The sequence below is a fragment of the Pseudomonas sp. GD03862 genome (assembly GCF_029840855.1).
In the GTDB taxonomy this organism is placed as follows: domain Bacteria; phylum Pseudomonadota; class Gammaproteobacteria; order Pseudomonadales; family Pseudomonadaceae; genus Aquipseudomonas; species Aquipseudomonas alloputida.
This window is the reverse complement of sequence record NZ_JAOCDI010000006.1, coordinates 169,037-187,378: the sequence shown is the minus strand read 5'-3', so window position 1 is coordinate 187,378 and position 18,342 is coordinate 169,037. Positions and strand designations below refer to the sequence as shown.

The following is an 18,342-nucleotide window of genomic DNA, read 5'->3' as shown; positions in this document are numbered from 1 at the left end:
CAAAAAAGCCCTGAATAATCAGGGCTTTAATGAAAATAAGTGGCGGAAGCGTAGGGTTTCGAACTCAGATAGCCTACTACGCCGGCCTCCCACAACCGCCTATCAGCTTAGCTTACCCCCTCCTCGACCACATCATTAGCAACGGCTACGACTCCGTGCAAAGGCAAGCCTGCATTTCTGATACCACCCTCGCATGCAATCAAATCAGTAGCCCGCTTCGCAGTTCGGATCCTACGGAGCACTAAATCGTATCCCCTGACAACGCGAGCTTGAGGCTGCTGAAATTCGGTGGGGTAAAAAGTGGGGTAAAAATGCGCTCGGAGAAAAATCGTCGACCATAAAAAAATCCAGTCACCGCTAAGTGACTGGATTCTTTGGAGTTTTTTGGTCGGGACGGAGTGATTCGAACACTCGACCCCTTGCACCCCATGCAAGTGCGCTACCGGGCTGCGCTACGCCCCGACTGGGCTTTGAAGCATGTTCTCAATCTTGCCGAGAACGTTGAAGAATGTACCCTAACCCTCTGATAAATGAAAGCTTTTTCTCAAAAAATTTTCCACTCATCAGAAACCCAGCTTACTTCTTCAAAACCACCAACACATCCTCCAACTCAACAATCATCTGCCGAATCAGCTGCTTGTACTGGCTGGATTCATCTTTAGCCTCATCACTGGAGAGCCTCAACCGCGCCCCGCCAATGGTGAACCCCTGGTCATACAGCAGCGCACGAATCTGGCGGATCATCAGCACATCCTGGCGCTGGTAATACCGCCGGTTCCCCCGCCGCTTCACAGGGTTCAGCTGGTCGAACTCCTGCTCCCAATACCGCAGCACGTGTGGCTTTACGGCACACAACTCGCTCACTTCACCAATGGTGAAGTAGCGTTTGCCCGGTATGGGGGGCAGTTCGTCGTTATGGCTTGGTTCCAGCATAGGCCTCAACCCGGGCCTTCAACTTCTGCCCTGGACGAAAGGTGACGACGCGCCGTGCGGTGATCGGGATCTCTTCCCCTGTCTTGGGGTTACGGCCCGGCCGCTGGCGTTTGTCGCGAAGGTCGAAGTTGCCGAAACCGGACAGCTTGACCTGCTCGTTCTCTTCAAGTGCGTGCCGAATTTCTTCGAAAAACAGCTCGACCAGCTCCTTGGCCTCACGCTTGTTAAGCCCCAGCTCCTCGTACAGCCTTTCGGCCATCTCAGCTTTCGTCAGAGCACCCATGCCGTTATTTCCTTAACGTGGTGTTCAACCTTTGTTCGAGCGAGGTGAGGATGTTTTGCAGGGTAGTGTTCACCTCATCGTCGTTAAGAGTGCGCGATGGATGCTGCCAGGTCAAGCCGACGGCAAGGCTTTTTCTATCAGGATCAATGCCTTTACCTTGGTACACATCAAACAGCCTGAGGTCTGTGAGCCATTCGCCTGCATTGTCACGAATTAATTCAAGCACCGCGCTAGAAGCTACATCACGTCCTGCGATCAAAGCCAGGTCACGACGGGTTTCCGGGAACTTGGACAGTTCGCTGAATTTCGGCAGGCGGCCTTCGACCACGTCGCCCAGCACCAGCTCGAACAGGAACACCGGGCGGTCCAGGCCCAGGGCCTTGGCCAGCTCTGGGTGGATGGCGCCGAGGTAGCCGACCAGTTTGCCGTCACGCTCGATGGCAGCGGTCTGGCCTGGGTGCAGGGCTGGGTGTTTGCCGGCGCTGAAGGTGAAGTCGCTCAGGGCGCCGGAGTAGCCCAGCAGGGCTTCCACGTCGGCTTTGACGTCGAAGAAGTCGACGCCGTCGCGGCCGTTGGCCCAGCCTTCTGGCAGGCGACTGCCGGTGATGACGCCGGCAATCATTGGCTGCTGCTGCAGGTCACCCAGTTGGCCGACGAAGCGCAGGCCGCTTTCGAACAGGCGCACGCGGTCTTGCTGGCGGTTCAGGTTGTGCTGCAGTGCCTTGACCAGGCCCGGCCACAGCGAGGCGCGCATGGCGGCCATGTCGCTGGAGATGGGGTTGGCCAGCAGCAGCGGCTCTACGCCCGGGCTGAACAGTTCGAACAGTTTCGGGTCGATGAAGCTGTAGGTGATGGCTTCCTGGTAGCCGCGGGCAACCAGCAGGCGGCGCAGGGTCGGCAGGTCACCACGGGTTTCCGGCTTGCCCTGTGGGGCCAGGCGGGCTTGCGGGTAACGAACCGGCAGGTTGTTGTAGCCGTACAGGCGGGCCAGCTCTTCGATCAGGTCCACTTCCAGGCTGATGTCGAAGCGGTGGCTTGGTACGCTGACGGTCCACTGCCCTTCCCCGCTCTTGGTCGTGGTCAGCTCGAGGGCGTTGAGCAGTTGCTCGACCTGGGCTGGGTCCATTTCCATGCCAAGCATCTGGGTGATGCGTTCGGCGCGCAGGGTGACCGGGGCTACTTGTGGCAGGTGCTGTTCGCTGACCGCTTCGACCACAGGGCCGGCTTCGCCGCCAACGATGTCCAGCAGCAACTGGGTGGCGCGCTCCATGGCTTCGCGGGCCAGTTGCGAGTCGACGCCGCGCTCGTAGCGGTGCGAGGCATCGGTGTGCAGGCCGTAGGAACGGGCTTTACCGGCGACGGAAATCGGCTCGAAGAAGGCGCTTTCCAGGAACAGGTCGCGGGTTTTTTCGGTGTTCACACCGCTGTGCTCGCCCCCCATGACGCCGGCGATGGCCAAGGCGCGGGTGTGGTCGGCGATGACCAGGGTGTCGGCGCGCAGGGCAACTTCCTGGCCGTCGAGCAGGACGAGCTTTTCGCCCTCTTCGGCCATGCGCACGCGGATGCCGCCGTTGATTTCTGCCAGGTCGAAGGCGTGCATCGGCTGGCCGAGTTCGAGCATCACGTAGTTGGTGATGTCGACGGCGGCGTCGATGCTGCGAACGTCGCTGCGGCGCAGGCGCTCGACCATCCACAGTGGGGTTGGCTTGCTCAGGTCGACGTTACGGATAACGCGGCCCAGGTAGCGCGGGCAAGCAGCCGGGGCGCTGACTTCGACCGGGCGCACTTCGTCATGGGCGGCCGCTACGGCTGGCACCACCGGGCGGGTGACCGGGGTGTCGTACAGGGCGCTGACGTCGCGGGCCAGGCCGGCGATGGACAGGCAGTCGCCGCGGTTCGGGGTCAGGCCGATTTCGATGCTGGCATCATCCAGGCTCAGGTACTTGCGAATGTCTTCGCCCACCGGAGCGTCGGCAGCCAGTTCCAGCAGGCCGTCGTTCTCTTCGCTGATCTGCAGTTCGGCAGCCGAGCACAGCATGCCGAAGGACTCGACACCGCGCAGCTTGGCCTTCTTGATCTTGAAGTCGCCTGGCAGTTCGGCACCGATCATGGCGAACGGGATCTTGATGCCTGGGCGGGCGTTAGGGGCGCCGCACACAACCTGGAAGGTTTCCTGGCCGCTGCTTACCTGGCACACGCGCAGCTTGTCGGCGTCCGGGTGTTGTTCGGTGGCGAGAATTTCGCCCACGACGATACCGCTGAACTGGCCGGCAGCGGGGGTAACGCTGTCAACTTCGAGGCCGGCCATGGACAGGCGGGCGACCAGTTCGTCACGGGAGACTTGCGGGTTGACCCAACCGCGCAGCCACTGTTCACTGAATTTCATGCTGTTCTCCTGAAAGTTGCGTCGATTGGGCCTAGCGGAATTGGGCTAGGAACCGCAGGTCGTTGTCGAAGAACAGACGCAAATCGTTGACGCCATAGCGCAGCATGGCCAGGCGTTCGGCACCCATGCCGAAGGCGAAGCCCTGGAACTCTTCTGGGTCGATGCCGGACATGCGCAACACATTCGGGTGCACCATGCCGCAGCCCATCACTTCCAGCCAGCCGGTTTGCTTGCACACGCGGCAGCCGTTGCCGGAACACATCACGCACTGGATGTCGACTTCTGCAGACGGCTCGGTGAAGGGGAAGAACGATGGGCGGAAACGGACCGCCAGTTCTTTCTCGAAGAATACGCGCAGGAATTCTTCGATGGTGCCCTTGAGGTCGGCGAAGTTGATATCGCGATCGATCAGCAGGCCTTCGACCTGGTGGAACATCGGCGAGTGGGTGATATCCGAGTCGCAGCGGTATACGCGGCCCGGGCACACAATGCGGATGGGCGGCTGGGTGGACTCCATGGTCCGCACCTGCACCGGCGAGGTGTGGGTGCGCAGCAGCATGTTGGCATTGAAGTAGAAGGTGTCGTGCATCGCCCGCGCCGGGTGGTGGCCAGGGATGTTGAGCGCTTCGAAGTTGTGGTAGTCGTCTTCCACCTCTGGGCCTTCGGCAATGCCGTAGCCAATGTGGGTGAAGAACTGCTCGATGCGCTCGAGTGTACGGGTGATCGGGTGCAGGCCACCGGTGGCCTGGCCGCGGCCTGGCAGGGTGACGTCAATGCATTCGGCAGCCAGGCGAGCACTGAGCTCGGCTTCTTCAAAGGCAGCCTTGCGGGCATTGAGCACAACGGTGACGCGCTCTTTGGCGTCGTTGATCAGCGCGCCGACTTTCGGCCGCTCTTCGGCTGGCAGGTTGCCCAGGGTCTTCATCACCTGGGTCAGTTCGCCCTTCTTGCCGAGATAATTAACCCGGATCTGTTCCAGGGCGTTGATGTCTTCAGCGCGTTCCACGGCCTCTAGGGCTTGGGAGACCAGCGCATCCAGGTTTTCCATGTACAGACTCCAGATACGAAAATAGGGGAAGAGCTTTGAAGGCTCTTCCCCTATCGATGACGTTCAATGCCCGGCAGCGCTAGCACCGCCGGGTGATTGTCGCGGGTACTTAAGCCAGAACGGCTTTAGCTTTCTCGACAATCGCAGCAAACGCCGCTTTTTCGTTCACTGCCAGATCAGCCAGAACCTTACGGTCGATTTCGATCGAAGCCTTTTTCAGGCCAGCAATCAGACGGCTGTAGGACAGACCGTTGGTGCGGGCACCGGCGTTGATACGAGCGATCCACAGTGCGCGGAACTGACGCTTCTTCTGGCGACGGTCGCGGTAGGCGTATTGGCCTGCCTTGATGACCGCTTGCTTGGCTACACGGAATACGCGCGAACGTGCACCGTAGTAACCTTTAGCCAGTTTCAGAATTTTTTTGTGACGCTTACGAGCGATAACGCCGCGCTTAACACGAGCCATGAGTAACTTCCTCTATCTTAACCAGAATTAACGAACGCGCAGCATGCGCTCGACTTTTGCGACGTCGGACGGGTGCAGCAAGCTGGCACCGCGCAGTTGACGCTTACGCTTGGTCGACATTTTGGTCAGGATGTGGCTCTTGAAAGCGTGCTTGTGCTTGAAGCCCGAAGCTGTCTTCAGGAAGCGCTTCGCAGCACCGCTCTTGGTTTTCATTTTTGGCATGTTGGAACTCCGCATTCGATAAAATTACACATAATCATCAGGCCTGCCGTGCCCGGGAGATTACTTCTTTTTCTTGGGGGCGATGACCATCATAAGCTGGCGTCCTTCCATCTTCGGATGCTGCTCAACGGTGCCGTATTCGGCGAGGTCGGCTTCGACCCGCTTCAACAGCTCCATGCCCAGCTCCTGGTGGGCCATCTCACGACCACGGAATCTCAGAGAGATCTTGGCCTTGTCCCCATCGGTAAGGAAACGTACCAGGTTGCGTAGTTTTACCTGGTAATCCCCATCCTCCGTCCCTGGACGAAACTTGATTTCTTTGATCTGGATCTGCTTCTGGTTTTTCTTGGCTTCGTTAGCCTGCTTCTTCTTCTCGAAGAGGTGCTTGCCGTAGTCCATGACCTTGCAGACGGGTGGTACCGCGTCTGCAGAGATTTCTACCAGGTCCAGCTTCGCTTCATCAGCGATACGCAGCGCTTCATCAATCGAGACGATGCCAACCTGCTCGCCGTCTGCGCCAATTAACCGAACCTCGCGGGCCGAGATATTCTCGTTGATCGGGGCCTTCGGTACAGCACGCTTATCGTTTCTCATTTCACGCTTAATAGTCATTACTCCGATTCTTGGCGACCACGCCGGGAAACCGCTTGTGTCAGCAGCTCAACGAATTGGGCGACGGGCATGGAGCCCAGGTCTGCGCCTTCGCGAGTACGCACAGCGACGGTTTGCGTTTCGACTTCGCGGTCCCCTATAACCAAAAGGTACGGGACCTTGAGCAAAGTATGCTCGCGGATTTTAAAGCCGATCTTCTCATTTCTCAAGTCCGACTTGGCACGGAAACCGCTTCCGTTCAGAGATTTCTCAACCTCGAGGGCGAAATCGGCCTGCTTGTCGGTGATATTCATGATCACCGCCTGGGTTGGGGCCAGCCACGCCGGGAACACGCCCGCGTAGTGCTCGATCAGCATGCCGATGAAGCGCTCGAACGAACCGAGGATGGCGCGGTGCAGCATGACCGGGCGAACTCGGCTGTTATCTTCGGCGATATAGCTGGCATCCAGACGCTCTGGCAGGTTCGGGTCATACTGCAGGGTACCGCACTGCCAGTTACGGCCGAGGCAGTCGCGCAGGGTAAACTCGATTTTCGGGCCGTAGAAGGCACCCTCGCCCGGCTGGTATTCCCACTCAAGGCCGGATTCGTTCAGGGCGTCGGCCAGCGCTGTTTCAGCACGATCCCACAGCTCTTCGGAACCGACACGCTTGGCCGGACGAGTGGACAGTTTCATGGCGATGTCGCTGAAACCGAAGTCCTTGTACACGTCCAGGGTCAGCTTGATGAAGTCGGCGGCCTCTTTCTTCACCTGATCTTCGGTGCAGAAAATGTGCGCATCGTCCTGTACGAAGCCACGCACGCGCATGATGCCGTGCAGTGCGCCGGACGGCTCGTTACGGTGGCAGGCACCGAACTCGGCCAGACGCAGCGGCAGGTCGCGGTAGCTTTTCAGGCCCTGGTTGAACACCTGCACATGGCACGGGCAGTTCATCGGTTTTACCGCGTAGTCACGGCTTTCCGACGAAGTGGTGAACATGTTTTCGGCATAGTTGGACCAGTGGCCGGAACGCTCCCACAGGATGCGGTCGACAACCTGCGGGGTCTTGATTTCCTGGTAGCCGTTTTCGCGCTGCACGCCACGCATGTACTGCTCGAGTACCTGGTAGACGGTCCAGCCGTTGGCGTGCCAGAACACCATGCCCGGGGCTTCTTCCTGCAGGTGGAACAGGTCGAGCTGCTTGCCGATCTTGCGGTGGTCGCGTTTTTCGGCTTCTTCGATGCGCTGGATGTACGCAGCCAGCTGCTTCTTGTCAGCCCAGGCCGTGCCGTACACGCGCTGCAGCTGCTCGTTCTTGGCATCGCCACGCCAGTAGGCGCCGGACAGCTTGGTCAGCTTGAATGCCTTGAGGAAGCGGGTGTTCGGCACGTGCGGGCCACGGCACATGTCGACGTATTCTTCGTGGTAGTACAGGCCCATGGCCTGTTCATCCGGCATGTCTTCGACCAGACGCAGCTTGTAGTCTTCGCCACGGGCCGTGAACACATCGATGACTTCGGCGCGCGGGGTCATTTTCTTGACCACGTCGTAGTCTTTTTCGATCAGCTCCATCATGCGCTTTTCGATGGCGGCCATGTCTTCTGGGGTGAAGGGGCGCTCGTAGGCGATGTCGTAATAGAAGCCTTCGTCAATGACCGGGCCGATCACCATCTTGGCGGTCGGGTACAGCTGCTTCACGGCGTGGCCAACCAAGTGGGCGCACGAGTGACGGATGATCTCCAGTCCCTCTTCATCTTTAGGGGTGATGATCTGCAGGGTGGCGTCGTTGCTGATCAGGTCACACGCATCGACCAGCTTGCCGTCGACCTTGCCGGCAACGGTGGCCTTGGCCAGGCCAGCGCCGATGGAAGCGGCTACTTCGGCTACGGATACGGCGTGATCGAACGAACGTTGACTGCCATCGGGAAGAGTAATAACGGGCATGGCGCCTCCTCTCCTAGTGGTGACCCCTACCAAAGGTCACGTGGGTTGGGATGAGCCAGTACAAGATCCGACCTGCCTTCCGGTAAAAGGAAGCCTGCCCCACAGTGGCAGAAGCCTTTCGGCTTGTCAGGGACGAACCAGAGTGACTGGAAAGAAAAAAGATAGCTGCAGCCGGCAACAGCGCGACTGCAAGCCGAGCATGCTAGCACGCGGGTTGCACCCCAGGCAGAAATATTTGGAAATTGCACCGCAGCGGTGAACTAACGCGGAAAAATACCGCTCAGACTTTGGGAAGCAACCTACTCTTGATGAGACCTTAACCCAAGGAGTAACTGGTGATGCGAGTTCCGTCTCTTCTGGCCCTGGCGGCCGCTGGCGCCCTGCTGCTGCCCGTGGCTGCGAACGCCGGCAACTTCCCAGCCGGGAAGGAGGCCGCCTACATGACCCAGTGCACGCAAGTGGCCAGCGGCCAGGGCGTTGACGCTGCCACCGCGAAAAAACACTGCGACTGCGGCGCGCAAGCCATCAAAAAGAATTTCACCGACGCCGAGATTGCCGACCTCGACAGCAAGGATGGCGTTGACGCCAAGCTGATGCAGAAGGCGCAGTCGGTGGTGAAACAGGCCTGCGCACCGAAGAGCTGAAACCTTAAAGCCGGTGATGGCCAGCCATTCTTTGAGCTGGATCAATATCCTGCGAAGGTAAAAGGCGCTAGATGCGCAGAATTAGACTATGATGTATCCCGTGCTCCGTAGCCTCGGCCGCATTGCACCACTGAAAAAACTAAATGTTCTGGAGATTCACCCATGTCCAATCGCCAACAAGGCACCGTCAAATGGTTCAATGATGAGAAAGGCTACGGCTTCATCACCCCAGCAGGCGGCGGCGACGACCTGTTCGTACACTTCAAAGCCATCGAATCTGACGGCTTCAAGAGCCTGAAAGAAGGCCAGACTGTTTCCTTCGTCGCCGAGCGCGGCCAGAAGGGCATGCAGGCTGCACAGGTTCGTCCGGAGTAATTCGGATAGCTGTAAAAAAACCCGCCCTTGTGGCGGGTTTTTTTATGGGTGATGCATCATCTGAAGGGGCGGGATTGCCTGCGAAACAGACTTTAGGGTGAATGGCACGGGCTTCGCCCGTGTTCGCGGGTGAACCCGCTCCTACAGGCGACCGCGCAGGCTTTTCACATTTTGCGCAAGGCAGTTGCCCCCGCGTGCATCAACCGCAGTTGACGCGGGTTACCCTGCCCTGCTCGTCCACGTTCAGGTTCAGGCGCTCGGAGCGGTACTCCAGGGTGACCACGTCGTGCGGCTTGAGAATGCGCGCCATCTGCGAGCCGCTGGCCTTGCGTGCCTGCTCCAGCAATTCGGCGCTGGCCTGCTTGCCCATGGCAAAGTCGGCACCACTGGCTTCGCAGCGGCCATCGTTGCCCGCTGACGCGGCCGGCGCACCACCGCCATCAGCATTGCCACCAGTGCTGCAACCCGCCAGGACAGCAGCCACAGCCAGAGTTGCCAGGTAAGCACGGGTACGAAACATGAAGCCTCCTAAATCGGTCCGGGAACTGCCTGATCCGACAGCTCCGCTCATCATTTGTTGCAAAACCGGTCAAGTCTGCCTGAACTGCAGCAGCGAGGCGAAAAGCAATCGTGACCGGATTTTGCACAACGTGCTGTGTTTGCCATATGCTTAGCCCGCACGGTCACCGGCGCAAAGCCATGATTTGCTGCAAGAAGTGGAGCGCATCCCGCCTCCATCGAACACCAGGGTCAGGTGTTCCTCCTTCGTTCCGGGCCCCTAGCGAGAGCTTTTCATGAGCACCCACAGCATCGATGCCGATATCAAGGTCAAATGGGCCGAGGGCCAGAGCGCGTACAGCCCTGGCACACCGGAAGAGTTGCTGCTGATCGCCATCGACCTGTTGGTGCGCGACAACGGTGCCGAGGCGGCACGCAGCTTCATCGACCAGGTGTTCGAGCGCTACGCGCCGCACGCGGCTATTCCAATCGCGCCAGACGGGCACTGAGCAGGTCGAACAGCCCCTGGGCATCACCCTGCTCCACCCACAGCACATTCGCCGGCCGCTTGAGCACACCGTACCAGTCTGCAATTGTCTGGCCGAAAGTGGGCCCTTCGCGGCTGTCGATGCTCATGTGGATACGCCGGCCGCTGAACAGCTCGGGCTTTAACAGGTAAGCGATGACGCTGGCGTCGTGCACAGGGCCGCCAGGTATGCCATACACGTCCATGTCGTGGGTGATGTAGGCATTGAGGATATCCACCACGCGCTTGCTGGCCTGGTTGTTCACGGCTGCCAGTTGCTTGAGGCGGGCGTTACTGGTCAGCAGCTTGTGCGTGACATCCAACGGCAGGTAGGTCAGCTGCACGCCGCTGGCCAGCACCACTTCGGCGGCGTGCGGGTCGGCGTAGAGGTTGAACTCCGCCACCGGGGTGATGTTGCCGCCGTTGAAATGCGCTCCCCCCATGACCACCACCTCCTTGATGCCTTTGACGATGCTCGGGCGCTGGATCAGCGCCAGGGCCAGGTTGGTCTGCGGGCCGAGCATGGCGACGGTGATGCTGTGCGGTTTGGCTGCGCTGAGGGTATCGACCAGGTATTGCACGGCATTGCCCTGGGCCAGGGGCGCTTTCGGCTCGTGCACCGGTACACCGGTGAGGCCTTCTTCGCCATGAACGTCGGCGGCGTAGATCGGCGTGCGCACCAATGGGCGGCCGGCACCGGCATACACCGGGATGTCTTCGCGCCCCGCCCATTCGCGGGCCAGGCGGGCATTGCGCGAGGTCTTGTTTAGGCGCACGTTGCCGGCCACGGTGGTGATGGCGCGGATATTGAGTTCGTTGGGCGAAGCCATGGCCAGAAACAGCGCGACCACGTCGTCCGCGCCGGGATCGGTGTCGATGATCAGGTCGATGGGTGCGGCCTGGAGGGTGGAGGCTGTGGCCATGAAAACAACTCCTTGTAGCAGGGACTTGAGCATGGATGGCACTCCTGTTGCCTATGAATCATGCGTTTACACAGCCCGGCGTCCTTTGTGGAAGCGGCTAGAAGGTGACGCCGGAGATGAGGGCGATGTTGCTGTAGGGCTGGCACTCGCCTGTACGCACCACCGCACGGGCACTGCGCGACAGCACTTTGAAATCCTCATGGGTCAGCCATTCGCGCTTGCCCAGCTTGCCCTTCAGTCGCTCGATTTCGACCAGCGCAGGTGGCACCACTTTCTGCATTTCTTCAGCCAGCACGTGCCGCTCAACCTGCAATTCGCTCAGCACCACCCGCAGCACGCTGGCGAAGTCCGGCAGGCCAGGCGTAATGGCCAGGTCGATCAGCTCGACACCCGGCGGCACCGGCAGCCCGGCATCGCCGATCACCAGGATATCGCCATGCCCCATGCCGGCAATGACTCGCGACAGGGCAACGTTCAGCAGCGGGGTTTTCTTCATGGCGTCAGCTCCGCCAGGTAGGGAATCGACGGTTGGGCACCGGCACGGGTAACCGACAATGCCGCGGCACGCTGGCCAAAGGCGATCGCCTCGCCCTCCTTCAGCCCACGCACCAGGGCGGCAGCAAAGCCACCAATGAAGGTATCGCCGGCAGCGGTGGTGTCCAGCGGTTGCACGCGCGGCGCCGGATAGTGCCGATGGCCTTGGGCAGTAACCAGCAAGGCACCTTGCGCACCCAAGGTGATGATCACTTTGCCTGCCCCCAGCTGCAGCAAGCGCTCACCTGCGCGCCGGGCACTGTCCTGGTCGGTCACCGCCACACCGGTCAAGGCTTCGGCCTCGCTTTCGTTAGGGGTAAGGTAATCGATATGCGCAAACCAGTCCGCTGGCAAGGGGCCGCTAGCGGGTGCTGGATTCAGGATGACCTGCTTGCCCAGCTCACGCGCCCTGGCCAGTGTGCACGCCACAGTGTCAGTGGGCACTTCCAGCTGGCAGATGACCACCTCGGCGGCCTGCAGCAGTGCATCGAAACGCAGCACCGACTGCGGCGTCAGCAGGCCGTTGGCGCCGGGAATGATGACAATACAGTTCTGGCTGGCAGCATCCACCGTGATCAGCGCCACACCGCTGGACATGGCTGGACAGGTGCTGACGCCCTGACAGTCGATCCCCTCGACATACAAGGCCCGGTGCAGCTGCCGACCGTAGTCGTCATCCCCTACATTGCCGATCATCGCCACGCTGCCGCCCAGCCGCGCCACTGCCACCGCCTGGTTGGCACCCTTGCCGCCCGGCACCGTGAAAAAGCTATCGCCGGGGAGTGTTTCGCCGGCCCGTGGCAGGCGCTGGGCGCGGACCACCAGGTCCATGTTGAGGCTGCCAACCACCACAACCTTGGCATTCATGACGTTTCCTTAGCGTTAGCGGTAATCATTGAACAGGTCCGGACGCGGCCCGGTGGACTCACGCAAGACGATACGCGGGGCGACAATGCGCTGCTCCGCCGCGCCTTGCCGGGGCGTAGCGATACGCGTCAGCAGCAACGAGGCAGCGCTCTCGCCCAGCTCGCGGATCGACTGGCCCACCGTGGTCAGTGGTGGGTACACGTAGCGGCTGAGCTCGATGTCGTCGAAACCGATCACCGACAGCTCGCCGGGTACGCTGATATTGCGTTCGGCTGCAGCGCGCAGCACACCAAAGCCGATCATGTCGTTGCCGGCAAAAATCGCCGAGGGCCGCTTGCCTTCCAGCATCTGCGCCGCCGCTGCATGGCCACCCGGGCTGGTGAAGTCGCAGTGCAGTACACGGCTGCCCGGCACGGGCGCACCGGCTTCGGCCATGGCACGGCGGAAGCCGCTCAGGCGCAGCTGGGTAACCCCGGTTTCGGCGGGGCCGCCGATATAGGCGACGTCGCGATGACCAAGCTCCAGCAGATGCCGGGTGGCCAGGTACGCCCCCTGCTCGTGGTCAATGCGCACCAGGTCGGCATCGACGCCTTCCAGCTCACGGTCGACGATGACCATTGGCGTGCGCACACTGGCCAGGCTCTGCAGCAGGTCGTCGTCCTGGCCCACCGAGGCCACTACCAGGCCATCGATGCGTTTTTCCAGCAGCACGCGCAGGTAGCTGCGCTGCTTCTGCGGGTTGTCGTCGGAGTTGCACAGGATCACGCAATAGCCGTTGCGCTCGCAGGCGTCTTCGATACCCCGCGCCAGTTCGGCGAAGTACGGGTTGACGCTGTTGGGCACCAACAGGCCGATGGTGGCCGTGCTGCGCGCCTTCAGCGAGCGCGCCACCGCACTGGGCACGTAATCCAGTTCGATGATGGCGGCTTCCACTTTCAGCCGCACCTGTTCGCTGACCGGACGGGTCTTGTTGAGTACATGGGACACGGTGGTGTAGGAAATACCCGCCAGTGCCGCGACGTCTTTGATAGTTGCCATGGTGTCAGTTCCGCCGGCCTGCGCGCCGGCTACGGTAAGTGTCGAGCACCACGGCGATGACGATCACCGCCCCGGTGATGATGCGTTTGGTCGGCTCGCTGGCGCCGATCTGCGCCAGCCCGGCGGCCAATACGGAAATGATCAGTACGCCAAAGAAGGTGCTGATGACCGAGCCACGCCCACCCATCAGGCTGGTGCCGCCGATCACGACGGCGGCAATGACCTGCAGCTCCAGGCCAGAGCCGGCATTGGGGTCGGCCGCTTCCAGCCGCGAGATCTGGAACAGCGCGGCCAGGCCGGCGAGCAGGCCCATCAGGGCGAACACCAGCACTTTGTAGGGGCGCGGATCGATACCGGCCAGGCGCACGGCCTCTTCGTTGGTGCCGATACCGATCAGGTAACGACCGAACACCGTGCGCGTCAGGACCAACTGGGCGAGCACGATCACCAGCAAGGCGATGATGAACGCTGGCGAAACACCAAAGGCGACCGGGTTGGAGAACCAGGCATAGGCGTCGCCGATATAGGCGGTGCGCGAGTCGGTGAACTGGTAGGCCAGGCCACGGGCCATCTCCAGCACACCAAGCGAAACGATGAACGACGGGATACGCCAGGCCACGGTGACGCCACCGGTAATGCTGCCGGCCAATGCGGCCACAGCCATGCCCAGCAGCGCCGAGGGCAGCACGCCCCAGCCCCAGCCGAGTATCGCCACGCTCACCGTCGAGGCGGCCAGCGCCAGCACCGAGCCCACCGACAGGTCGATGCCGCCGATGATCAGCACGAAGGTCATGCCCACCGCCAGCACCATCAGGTCCGGGATCTGGTTGGCCAGCGTGCTGAAGGTGCCATACGACCAGAAGTGGCTGCTGAGGAACGAGAACAGCACGATCATCGCCAGCAAGGCGCCAGCCAGGCCCAGGTAGGTGCCCAGGCCAAAGTACGTACCGCCGCGGCGCACGGGGGCGGCGTCCTGGTTGTTGAGCGGGGTGGTTTTCATGCATCCATCCTGGGGGCTGCATCATGCAGCAGCGCGTCACGTTTCTGATAACCGGCGAAGGCGGCGGCAAGCAACTGGTCCTGGCTCCAATGATCACGCGCGAAGGTGTCGATCAGGCGGCCGGCGGACAGCACGGCGATGCGGTCGCAAATCAGCATCAGTTCGCGCAGGTCACTGGACACCACCACCAAGGCCTTGCCTTTGCGCGCCAGCTCGGCCAGCAGGCCATAAATGTCGAACTTGGCGCCCACATCGATGCCACGCGTGGGTTCGTCGAACAGCAGCACCTGGCAATCGCGCTCCAGCCAGCGGCCGATCACCACCTTCTGCTGGTTACCGCCAGACAGCTCGCCCACCACTTGCTGCGCGCCAGCACTGCGAATGCGCATGGACTGGATCTGGCGTTCGGCCAAGGCCTTTTCCGCTTCGCTATCGAGCACACCGGCGCGCGATACCGCGCCCAGGTTGCCCAACGCAATGTTGGCGCTGATCGACTGCGTCAACAGCAGGCCCTCACCTTTTCGGTCTTCGGTTATCAGCGCGATACCGGCACGCACTGCAGCCTTGGGCGAGTCGATGTTTACCGCCTGCGGCGGCTGGCCCAGCGCGATACCGCCGCTGTCGGCGCGATCGGCACCGTAGATCAGGCGCAGCAGCTCGGTACGGCCGGCGCCGATCAGGCCGGAGATGCCAAAAATCTCCCCTGCCCTGACTTCGAACGACACCTCGCGCACCTTGTCGCCGCGGCACAGCTTGTCGACCTTGAGCAGCGGTGCCCCCATCTGCCGTCGGCCCAGGTCGATATGCTCGCCCAGCTCGCGGCCGACCATCAGGTTGACCAGCTCGGCGCTGCTGTAGCGCTGGATCGGCTCGTCGCACACCAGCTTGCCATCGCGCAGCACAACGATGCGCTGGGCCACACGCTGCAACTCTTCCAGGCGATGCGAGATATAGACGATGGCCACGCCGCGGGCGCGCAGGCGCTCGATCTGGGTGAACAGCAAGGCCACCTCGCGCGCAGTGAGCATGGCAGTGGGCTCGTCCAGGATCAGCACATGGCAGTCACCGATCAGGTTGCGGGCAATCTCGACCATTTGCTGATGGCCGATGCCCAGTTCGCCGACAGGGGTGTCCGGGTCGATGGCGTCGAGCCCGACCCGAGCCATGGCGGCCGTTGCCAGCTGGCGCAAGCGCTTGTGGCTGATCCAGCCGAAGCGGCTGGGCAGGTTGTCGAGAAACAGGTTTTCCGCCACGGTCAGCGTCGGCAGCAGGTTCAGCTCCTGCATGACCATGCGCACCCCAAGGCGTTCGGCCTCGCCGCGGCTGCCGGGCGCGTAGGCCTGGCCGCGGTAGGTCATGTGCCCGGTGGTGGGCACCTCCAGGCCGCTGATGAGCTTGGACAACGTACTCTTGCCTGCGCCGTTCTCGCCGGTCAGGGCCAGCACTTCGCCGGCGCGCAGGCTCAGGCTGACCTCGCCAAGTACGGGCTGGGCGTAGGTCTTGCCCAGGCCGCTGGCGGCAAGCACCACTTCATTGGCCGATGCAGGCATGGCCGATTCTCCTGGCAGCATCAGGGCTTCTTGGTGATGAGTTCGACCGGGGTCTGGATGACGTTGTCGGCATCCACATCAGGCTTTTCGCCCTTGACCATTTTCAGCGCCGCCTGAATGCCATACACCGCCTGCTGGCTGGCCGCCTGGTCGAGGGTGGCAAGCACCCGACCGTCTTCAAGCATTGGCTTGATGGCATTGATGTTGTCATAGCCCACCACTTGCACCTGGCCGGTCTTGCCAGCGGCACGCACGGCGGACACAGCGCCCAGGGCCATGCTGTCGTTGCCGGCCAGCAAGGCCTTCAGGTCGGGGTATTCGTTGAGCATGGAGGCGGCGACGGCGTTGCCTTTGTCGATCTCCCAATTGCCGCTTTGTACCGAGACGATTTTCATCTGCGCGGCGTCCATGGCGTCCTTGAAGCCGGCAGTGCGCTGCTGGGCATTGGTGGTGGTCGACACGCCTTCGATAATGCCCACCTGGTCGCCGGCCTTGAGCTTCTGGCTGGCCAGGTAATCGCCAACCAGGCGCGCACCCTTGCGGTTGTCGGGGCCGACGAAGGGAACGCTGATGCCTTTGCTCTTGAGCAGATCAGGGTCCAGACGGTTGTCGATGTTGATCACCACCACGCCCTGGTCCATGGCCTTCTTCACCGCCGACACAAGCGCCTTGGAATCAGCCGGGGCAATCACCAGCGCCTTGGCGCCGGCATTGACCATCTGCTCGACGATGCGGATCTGCTCGCCAGTGTCGGTCTCGTTCTTGATGCCGTTGGCGATGAGGTCGAACTCGTCGGCGTGGGTTTTCTGGTAGTCCTTGGCGCCGTCTTCCATGGTGCGGAAGAACTCGTTGGCCAGCGACTTCATGACAAGGGCGACCTTAGGCTTGTCTTCAGCGTGGGCGGCAGACAATGGCAAGGTGAGGCTAAGCGAGGAAATGACAGCGAGGGCCAGCACACGACCGGGGAACGGCAGCTTCATGAACGATGACTCCGAATCTTGTGTTTTTTTGTCGGATCGCAAACGTTTGCGTTGACCAACTATGGTAACAGGACCGTTGTTTGTCAAATCCGTTTGGCTTTCGGAGGCCAAAGTGCTGCTGGGGCCGATTATGCAGTCTTTTCCGAAAAACCGAACACCTTTTCCTTTATTTGTTCGGAATTACGAATGCAATGCCGCCTTTGGCAGGCGCGGCTCGGTGCAACATCACACATTGTCGGGGCTGCTACACAGCCCATTGCAACGCAAGGCCGCTCCAACCCGGGCAACGCGTGGTGCCTTGGTACGAAAAATGCCTATAGCCCTGCGCGACTCAATAACTAACTCACTAGGAAGCGAGAACAATAACGATGAATGCCGCACTGAAAACCTTCGCCCCCAGCGCACTCGCCCTGCTGCTGATCCTGCCATCCAGCGCCTCGGCCAAAGAAGCCGAAACCCAACAGAAGCTGGCCAATGTGGTCATCCTCGCCACCGGCGGCACCATTGCCGGCGCCGGTGCCAGCGCTGCCAACAGCGCCACTTACCAGGCTGCCAAGTTGGGCGTCGACAAGCTCATCGCCGGCGTGCCGGAACTGGCCGACATCGCCAATGTACGTGGCGAGCAAGTGATGCAGATCGCCTCCGAGAGCATCAGCAATGACGACCTGCTGAAGCTGGGCAAGCGCGTCGCCGAGCTGGCCGAAAGCAAGGACGTCGACGGCATCGTCATCACCCACGGCACCGATACCCTCGAAGAAACCGCCTTCTTCCTCAACCTGGTAGAGAAAACCGACAAGCCAATCGTGGTGGTCGGCTCGATGCGTCCGGGTACCGCCATGTCCGCCGACGGCATGCTCAACCTGTACAACGCCGTGGCCGTAGCCAGCGACAAGCAGTCGCGTGGCAAGGGCGTGCTGGTGACCATGAACGACGAGATCCAGTCCGGCCGCGATGTAAGCAAGGCGGTCAACATCAAGACCGAAGCCTTCAAGAGCGCCTGGGGCCCGATGGGCATGGTGGTGGAAGGCAAATCGTACTGGTTCCGCCTGCCGGCCAAGCGCCATACGGTCAATTCCGAGTTCGATATCAAGCAGATCAGCAGCCTGCCGCAGGTGGACATTGCCTATGGCTATGGCAACGTCACCGACACCGCCTACAAGGCGCTGGCACAGAACGGCGCCAAGGCGCTGATCCATGCCGGTACCGGCAACGGTTCGGTATCGTCGCGGGTAGTCCCGGCGCTGCAAGAACTGCGCAAGAACGGCGTGCAGATCATCCGCTCGTCGCATGTCAACCAGGGTGGTTTCGTACTGCGTAATGCCGAACAGCCGGATGACAAGAACGACTGGGTCGTGGCTCACGACCTGAATCCGCAAAAAGCGCGGATCCTGGCGATGGTGGCAATGACCAAGACCCAGGACAGCAAAGAGCTGCAGCGGATCTTCTGGGAGTACTGATTAACCACCCATGGCCGGTGCCCCACATCACCGGCCATTCTTCCTTTCCAGATCAACCCCGCCCCGCCGCCACTCAAC

Annotated in this window: 20 protein-coding genes and 1 tRNA gene; 4 read left to right on the top strand and 17 right to left on the bottom strand. The window is 61.2% G+C overall.

What is annotated here, in order from left to right; all coding sequences use genetic code 11:
* Positions 1 to 385: 385 nt before the first annotated feature.
* The 9 genes from N5D53_RS06635 to thrS form a co-directional block, all read right to left on the bottom strand.
* Positions 386 to 462 (bottom strand) — tRNA-Pro (locus tag N5D53_RS06635).
* 114 nt (positions 463 to 576) lie between these two features.
* Positions 577 to 933: a MerR family transcriptional regulator gene (locus N5D53_RS06630; protein ID WP_003250681.1), complete on the bottom strand. Its 357-nt coding sequence runs from the start codon at positions 931 to 933 to the stop codon at positions 577 to 579.
* Entirely contained in the window at positions 914 to 1,216 is a 303-nt protein-coding gene (gene ihfA / locus N5D53_RS06625; RefSeq protein ID WP_003250679.1) for an integration host factor subunit alpha, read from the bottom strand. Before ihfA ends, N5D53_RS06630 begins: the two co-directional genes overlap by 20 nt.
* A 4-nt stretch (positions 1,217 to 1,220) precedes the next feature.
* Positions 1,221 to 3,602, bottom strand: coding sequence for a phenylalanine--tRNA ligase subunit beta (gene pheT, locus N5D53_RS06620; RefSeq protein WP_266022941.1), 2,382 nt, complete (start codon positions 3,600 to 3,602; stop codon positions 1,221 to 1,223).
* 31 nt (positions 3,603 to 3,633) lie between these two features.
* A complete protein-coding gene (gene pheS, locus N5D53_RS06615) occupies positions 3,634 to 4,650 on the bottom strand; it encodes a phenylalanine--tRNA ligase subunit alpha (RefSeq protein WP_003250674.1) in 1,017 nt (338 codons plus the stop codon).
* Between the two features lie 109 nt (positions 4,651 to 4,759).
* Entirely contained in the window at positions 4,760 to 5,116 is a 357-nt protein-coding gene (rplT, locus tag N5D53_RS06610) for a 50S ribosomal protein L20 (RefSeq protein WP_003250671.1), read from the bottom strand.
* 27 nt (positions 5,117 to 5,143) lie between these two features.
* Entirely contained in the window at positions 5,144 to 5,338 is a 195-nt protein-coding gene (gene rpmI / locus N5D53_RS06605) for a 50S ribosomal protein L35 (protein WP_003250667.1), read from the bottom strand.
* A 60-nt stretch (positions 5,339 to 5,398) separates the two neighbouring features.
* Complete coding sequence (gene infC, locus N5D53_RS06600) at positions 5,399 to 5,950, bottom strand: translation initiation factor IF-3 (protein ID WP_012052879.1); 552 nt, start codon at positions 5,948 to 5,950, stop codon at positions 5,399 to 5,401.
* Positions 5,950 to 7,872 (bottom strand): threonine--tRNA ligase, encoded by a 1,923-nt coding sequence (gene thrS / locus N5D53_RS06595; RefSeq protein WP_019751949.1) that lies wholly within the window; start codon positions 7,870 to 7,872, stop codon positions 5,950 to 5,952. Before thrS ends, infC begins: the two co-directional genes overlap by 1 nt.
* Positions 7,873 to 8,210: 338 nt before the next feature.
* On the opposite strand from thrS, the gene N5D53_RS06590 reads away from it, so the two are divergent.
* Positions 8,211 to 8,516 carry a hypothetical protein gene (locus N5D53_RS06590; RefSeq protein WP_012052881.1) on the top strand — a complete coding sequence of 102 codons (306 nt, stop codon included), beginning with the start codon at positions 8,211 to 8,213 and terminating at the stop codon, positions 8,514 to 8,516.
* Positions 8,517 to 8,678: 162 nt separating this feature from the next.
* Positions 8,679 to 8,891: a cold-shock protein gene (locus N5D53_RS06585; RefSeq protein ID WP_003250656.1), complete on the top strand. Its 213-nt coding sequence runs from the start codon at positions 8,679 to 8,681 to the stop codon at positions 8,889 to 8,891.
* A gap of 199 nt (positions 8,892 to 9,090) precedes the next feature.
* Here the strand turns inward: N5D53_RS06585 and N5D53_RS06580 are convergent, their stop codons facing one another.
* Positions 9,091 to 9,411: an I78 family peptidase inhibitor gene (locus N5D53_RS06580; RefSeq protein WP_049587634.1), complete on the bottom strand. Its 321-nt coding sequence runs from the start codon at positions 9,409 to 9,411 to the stop codon at positions 9,091 to 9,093.
* Between the two features lie 274 nt (positions 9,412 to 9,685).
* Here N5D53_RS06580 and N5D53_RS06575 point away from each other — a divergent pair, with 274 nt between their 5' ends.
* Positions 9,686 to 9,898, top strand: a complete 213-nt coding sequence (locus tag N5D53_RS06575; RefSeq protein ID WP_003250649.1) for a hypothetical protein — start codon at positions 9,686 to 9,688, stop codon at positions 9,896 to 9,898.
* Here the strand turns inward: N5D53_RS06575 and N5D53_RS06570 are convergent.
* The 7 genes from N5D53_RS06570 to N5D53_RS06540 form a co-directional block, all read right to left on the bottom strand.
* Entirely contained in the window at positions 9,870 to 10,871 is a 1,002-nt protein-coding gene (locus N5D53_RS06570) for a nucleoside hydrolase (RefSeq protein ID WP_190869123.1), read from the bottom strand. The genes N5D53_RS06575 and N5D53_RS06570 overlap by 29 nt on opposite strands.
* Before the next feature lie 64 nt (positions 10,872 to 10,935).
* Positions 10,936 to 11,334 (bottom strand): D-ribose pyranase, encoded by a 399-nt coding sequence (gene rbsD / locus N5D53_RS06565; protein WP_003250646.1) that lies wholly within the window; start codon positions 11,332 to 11,334, stop codon positions 10,936 to 10,938.
* Entirely contained in the window at positions 11,331 to 12,239 is a 909-nt protein-coding gene (gene rbsK / locus N5D53_RS06560; protein WP_104887392.1) for a ribokinase, read from the bottom strand. Before rbsK ends, rbsD begins: the two co-directional genes overlap by 4 nt.
* A 15-nt stretch (positions 12,240 to 12,254) precedes the next feature.
* Complete coding sequence (locus N5D53_RS06555) at positions 12,255 to 13,277, bottom strand: LacI family DNA-binding transcriptional regulator (protein WP_064491382.1); 1,023 nt, start codon at positions 13,275 to 13,277, stop codon at positions 12,255 to 12,257.
* 4 nt (positions 13,278 to 13,281) lie between these two features.
* On the bottom strand, positions 13,282 to 14,277 hold the full coding sequence (locus N5D53_RS06550) for an ABC transporter permease (RefSeq protein WP_104887391.1): 996 nt from the start codon (positions 14,275 to 14,277) through the stop codon (positions 13,282 to 13,284).
* Positions 14,274 to 15,827, bottom strand: coding sequence for a sugar ABC transporter ATP-binding protein (locus N5D53_RS06545; RefSeq protein ID WP_190869122.1), 1,554 nt, complete (start codon positions 15,825 to 15,827; stop codon positions 14,274 to 14,276). Before N5D53_RS06545 ends, N5D53_RS06550 begins: the two co-directional genes overlap by 4 nt.
* A gap of 20 nt (positions 15,828 to 15,847) precedes the next feature.
* On the bottom strand, positions 15,848 to 16,807 hold the full coding sequence (locus N5D53_RS06540; protein ID WP_190869121.1) for a sugar ABC transporter substrate-binding protein: 960 nt from the start codon (positions 16,805 to 16,807) through the stop codon (positions 15,848 to 15,850).
* 368 nt (positions 16,808 to 17,175) lie between these two features.
* On the opposite strand from N5D53_RS06540, the gene N5D53_RS06535 reads away from it, so the two are divergent.
* Complete coding sequence (locus tag N5D53_RS06535; RefSeq protein WP_010953400.1) at positions 17,176 to 18,264, top strand: asparaginase; 1,089 nt, start codon at positions 17,176 to 17,178, stop codon at positions 18,262 to 18,264.
* Positions 18,265 to 18,342 lie beyond the last annotated feature (78 nt).